Origin of the sequence: Pseudopedobacter sp. (assembly GCF_040392825.1) — a bacterium.
GTDB lineage: Bacteria > Bacteroidota > Bacteroidia > Sphingobacteriales > Sphingobacteriaceae > Pseudopedobacter.
The window spans coordinates 1-4,744 of the sequence record NZ_JBEBVH010000284.1; the positions used below are offsets into that span (position 1 = coordinate 1).

General features: G+C 38.5%; 4 protein-coding genes. 2 read left to right on the forward strand and 2 right to left on the reverse strand.

What is annotated here, in order from left to right; genetic code table 11:
• Positions 1 to 150: 150 nt before the first annotated feature.
• Positions 151 to 1,287 (reverse strand): sensor histidine kinase, encoded by a 1,137-nt coding sequence (locus tag ABWO41_RS15495; protein WP_353139999.1) that lies wholly within the window; start codon positions 1,285 to 1,287, stop codon positions 151 to 153.
• 299 nt (positions 1,288 to 1,586) lie between these two features.
• Here ABWO41_RS15495 and ABWO41_RS15500 point away from each other — a divergent pair, with 299 nt between their 5' ends.
• The gene (locus ABWO41_RS15500; protein WP_353140001.1) at positions 1,587 to 1,943 is read left to right on the forward strand and encodes a DUF1542 domain-containing protein; all 357 of its coding nucleotides are present in this window, start codon (positions 1,587 to 1,589) and stop codon (positions 1,941 to 1,943) included.
• Positions 1,944 to 2,053: 110 nt separating this feature from the next.
• On the forward strand, positions 2,054 to 3,103 hold the full coding sequence (locus tag ABWO41_RS15505) for a 2Fe-2S iron-sulfur cluster-binding protein (protein WP_353140003.1): 1,050 nt from the start codon (positions 2,054 to 2,056) through the stop codon (positions 3,101 to 3,103).
• 228 nt (positions 3,104 to 3,331) lie between these two features.
• On the opposite strand, the gene ABWO41_RS15510 is transcribed toward ABWO41_RS15505, so the two are convergent.
• Positions 3,332 to 4,744, reverse strand: a 1,413-nt coding sequence (locus ABWO41_RS15510) for an IS4 family transposase (RefSeq protein WP_353140005.1), incomplete at its 5' end; no start/stop codon positions are given.

Here is a 4,744-nt window from a genome sequence, read left to right on the forward strand (position 1 = left end):
AATCATGTAAAATGGGTAAAGAAAAATTTGGAAATGCATAGAATGGGGAATTTTATAGGGAAAATGCTGCAACATCATCAAATGGCATCTACCAGATTTATGTCTAAATGGATAGAAGAAAAAAATAAAATTAAGGCCGAATCTGAGTAATTAAGAGGCAATTGGTATCTGAATGGTGAAAGCAGTTCCTTTATTTTCATTGCTTACTACTGAGATAGTCCCGTTATGTTGTTCTACAATTTTCTTGGAAATATGCAGTCCCAAACCTATAGATTTTTCTCCTTGTAATCCCGTACGACCTGCTGCAGAAAACTGGCTAAAGAGATGTTGTTGTAATTCTTTAGGTATACCTATACCATAATCTTTAACAGTTATATTTGCAAATGTATCTTCCTGACTTAAGATAATTTCGAGATTGCTTTCTTTGGGTGAAAATTTAAGACCATTGCTAATCAGGTTGTCCATAACACGTTCTATTTTAGATGTGTTTATCTCAACATCGATATCTAAGTAACCTTCTGCTATTAATACTATTTTTCTTGAATTGTCTATTTGCCATTTATCGGTTATTGATCTGACATAACTATAAACATTTACCTTTTGTCTTAAAAGGAGTTCCTGATGTTCTTTTTCTGCTTCAATTAAGTCATGTATAATTTGTTGTGCTTGCCCGGCAGATCTTGAAATTAGTTCTATTAGATTAGGCTCATATTTTTCTGCAATCATCTCACTTAAAGCTTCTATATTGCTTAATGGGGTACGCAAATCATGAGCTACAAAGGCTAGTATTTCTTTTTTTCTGGTATTTAATATTTCAATTTCTCGGTTTTTCTCCTCCAACTGTTTAATTTTTACAAAATGCTGCGATTTGAAATAATAATTGTATCTGGAAAAACATAGTAAAATGAAGCCTAAAAATACCGCAGCGTATACATTCATTACTTTCTGATTTACTGATAAGGGAACAAACAGGATTGCAAGAACAAATACTATAACTATAAAAACAGTGGCCGTTACTATTTCTTTATACTCGATAGCAAAAAAAAGTGAAACGGTTACTATACCTATTAAGAATACCGTTAAAGTATTCTTTGTATTATATAAGGAAATAATATAACTTACGCTAAACGTAGTTACTAATATGGTGATGATAAATGCAAAAATTAATATGTCTTTTTGCTTTCTGGGCCAATCATATTTTGTAGCTTGTTTTGATAGATATATGAAAATAATAGCCGCAAAAATTTGAATCCAGTTTAATAAGGATAGCTCAAGATAGTTCTCCATAGCTTTGATATCTTGCCAAAAGAAAAGAGCAAACAACCTATTGAATAGATTTATACATAGCGAACATACACTCAAGAGATACACATTTTTCAGGTTCGTTGAGGTACAAAAAGCCCTGAAATCTGCCGCATATCTACGCGGAGTTTTGTAGTTAAAAAGGTTAATCAAGTGAGCGCTAATTAGTGCACTAATATACTTATATAAAAACCGCTAAAAGAGAAAAATTTTAAAAAAAAGGAGAAATGTATTGCAAATGTCATAAAAAAGCATCAATATTGGTGTACCTATTTAAATTAGAAATGAAAAGATTTTTTATGACAGCTTTTTTGGCTGTAGGACTATTAGTGTCTGCGAATGCACAGGATAAAAAACCTGCTGTAAAACTACCCGCTTATTATTCTCCTGAATTTTTGGACGAGTTGAAGGCAACTCCTGAGCAGAAAGCGGCAATCAACAAATTGATGGATGACTTTAAAGCAGAGTCGAAAAAAGTAAGAGCTAATTCTGCTTTAACAGACGAAGAAAAAAAGGCTGAAATCAAAAGATTGACTAAGGAAAGAACCACTGCTTATTACAAAGTACTCAATGCAGAGCAAAACGAGTACGTTAAGGAAAAAAGAAAGCAGTTGGCAGCAGAAGCGGCACAAATGAATTAAAAAAGAAAGTCGGGTTTTAAACCCGACTTTTTTATTATTGCAATAAATTTACTGTCTTTATTAGGCTAATTTCCTATTTTGCTGATGTTGTAAGTATATTAGAAGTTAAAATGCATCAGCTAAGAGTTATTGACATTATTCCGCAGCCTGGAGAAAATATTACTTTCAAACTGGTTCCGGTAAATTCAGATTTCCCGCCGTATCAAGCCGGTCAGTTCCTATCTTTGGTATTTCATTTTGGCGAGCGGGAAATCAGGCGCTCGTATTCATTCAATAGTTCACCAGATGTAGACGAACCTATAAGTATTACTGTAAAAAGGATTGATAACGGTGAGATTTCTCGTTTTTTGCATCATGGAATAAGCATAGGCGATGAGTTAACTGCACAGGATCCTAATGGCCTGTTTGTGTACAAACCCAAAGAAGATTTAGAACGTACCATTTTTCTTTTTGCCGCTGGTGTAGGAATAACGCCTCTATTTTCCATATTGAAAACAGCTTTAGTGAAAGAGCGTAAATCAAAAATTGTTTTGGTTTACAGTAATAAATCTGAAGGGGATACGCTCTTTTGGGAGGAGTTGAAACAATGGCAGGAGCAATATCCGGACCGTTTGCATATTATTTGGATTTTTAGTAATAGTAAAAATCTTATGAAAGCGCGTCTAAACAGGTTCTATATAGAAGAGATCATCAAAAATGAGTTAGAGTTTGACAAAAACGAGGCCTTGTTTTATACCTGTGGACCAATATTTTATATGGATTTATGCAGAATTTGTTTGCTGGGGATGGGGTTTCCTGCCGAAAATATTAAAAGAGAAACTTTTGTCCTGCCGGAAGATGAGGCTGATGACGATGACCAGACAGAAAAGGTAATAGACAGAAATACTTATTCGGTAAGGTTGCATTTTCAAAATCAGGTTTATCAATTTGAAGTTCCTTATACTAAGAGAATATTGGATGTAGCATTGGAACATGAAATTAAATTGCCTTATTCATGTCGGGCCGGAATGTGTGGAACATGTGCTGCAAATTGTATTAAAGGTGGGGTAAGAATGGATTATAATGAGGTTTTAACGGATGATGAAGTAGAGAATGGAAGGGTGCTGATTTGTACCGGGCATCCGACAGAGAATGAAACAGAGATTGTTGTTGATAGTTAACTTCAATGCTTGCTTGCGCACAGGACTTTACGTCTCAGTAGTCTGTTCGAAACTCGCTTCGCATAGGCATTAAGCTAACGGAGAGACCATTCATAATTTCGTCATGCTGAGTGCAACGAAGCATCCCAATTATAAAAGTAACACGCTGTATTTTGTGCTGTACCATTGGTTTTTACACTGCCATTGTTTATTTGTCCCTCTCCATGAGGGCTACTGTGTGTACACATCTTAACAGTCATCCTGATATAGTTTCCACCCTTCATAAATATTATAGAACTTAGCCAGTCCCTTTTGTAAAACAATCGGGCCAGGCTTTCTTTGTGAAGACCGGCCTTTCCAACCACCTAATCTGGCAATAATCCATGTGGCCCACTTGAGGGTGTTTTCTGTCTCCGTATTTTTAAGTTTTTCGGTATTCCCTTCATATTTTCTATTGATCGATCTTAAGCATTCCTGCTCGTTCTGGTCAAATACATCTCCGATGGGCTGTTCATTGTCGTCCAGATAGCAGAGCATCATCTGCAATACCCTGAGACTTGCCATCATTGCCAGAAGGGTGAGCTTTCGGATGGCCCATCCCTGTTCCAGCTGGGAGCTTTCTATCCGGAAGCCCTCTGTCTTCAGCAAGCGGTGGATCTGCTCAATGTGCCAGCGTTCTTTATACCATAGGATAGCTTGGAGAGCGCTTTCCGTACTGGTTATTTCATGGGTGGTAAGTATCCGCCACTGTATACCTTTGCCCGTTCTGCTAAGCTCACGGGTTTCCACCACATATACGGGCAGCGATGGGGCCAATTCTTTATCCTTACAGCTATGGGGTTTTAAAAGCGCTGTTTTAAACCACTTCAATCCCATACGGGCAATACGCTTTTGGCTGCCTTTCCTGATATCTCCCGGTACAGCAAGATCGTATTGGTGCATAACGGGCAGGCTGTCCAGACGGGTACTCATCTTTTGCCCTCCGGATAAACGCCGGTCATGTCGTGAGCGGATAAGTACTTCTACCTTCCCTTTCTGGCAAACCCCGAATAAGTCGTAGATATCGCTTTCGCGGTCTGCCACGATAGTGATGCACCTTGACTCTTTTAATAATTCCTTGCTTTGCTTAGCGGCGGCGATCCATTTATACGATTCTTTTGCTGCTATGGGTAACCGCTCGTACCCATCACGATCAGGGGCTTCCTCTGCTCTTTCCCAGGTTTTTATATAGGAATAGCCCAAAGCATGGCTCCTCTGGGCATCTACCACCAAGCTGCTATGGAGCATGAATCCCATGATATCATCCCGGGAGGTTGTACCCAGACCGCTCCTGGCCTTCAGGCGCCCCCGATGTGGGCTTAGGTTGAACTCTGTTGTATCCTGAATGCACAGCAGGTGCCTGTCTTTGCTCAATTCAGCACTGCGGGAAATTATACTGCTGATTATACCAGATTCACTAAAGCTCTCATTGTTGAACAGCCGGTAAAAGCTCCGCTGCTGCGAATCATCACTGCTTATCTGCCGTAAGCTGATGCTGCGACCAATGATTAACTTATTGAGAACCTCCGAAGCGCGACGGGCAATTCGCTTATCTCCGAAAACACCTTTAAAATCAGGATTGCTATTAACAGGACTATTCATTTTTCTAATTTCCGGTTTTTT

Bases quoted from the DNA above. Each gene is read 5' to 3' on its own strand.
- ABWO41_RS15505 (WP_353140003.1), top strand. From the start codon at position 2,054: ATGCATCAGCTAAGAGTTATTGACATTATTCCGCAGCCTGGAGAAAAT.
- ABWO41_RS15495 (WP_353139999.1), bottom strand. From the start codon at position 1,287: ATGGAGAACTATCTTGAGCTATCCTTATTAAACTGGATTCAAATTTTT.
- ABWO41_RS15500 (WP_353140001.1), top strand. From the start codon at position 1,587: ATGAAAAGATTTTTTATGACAGCTTTTTTGGCTGTAGGACTATTAGTG.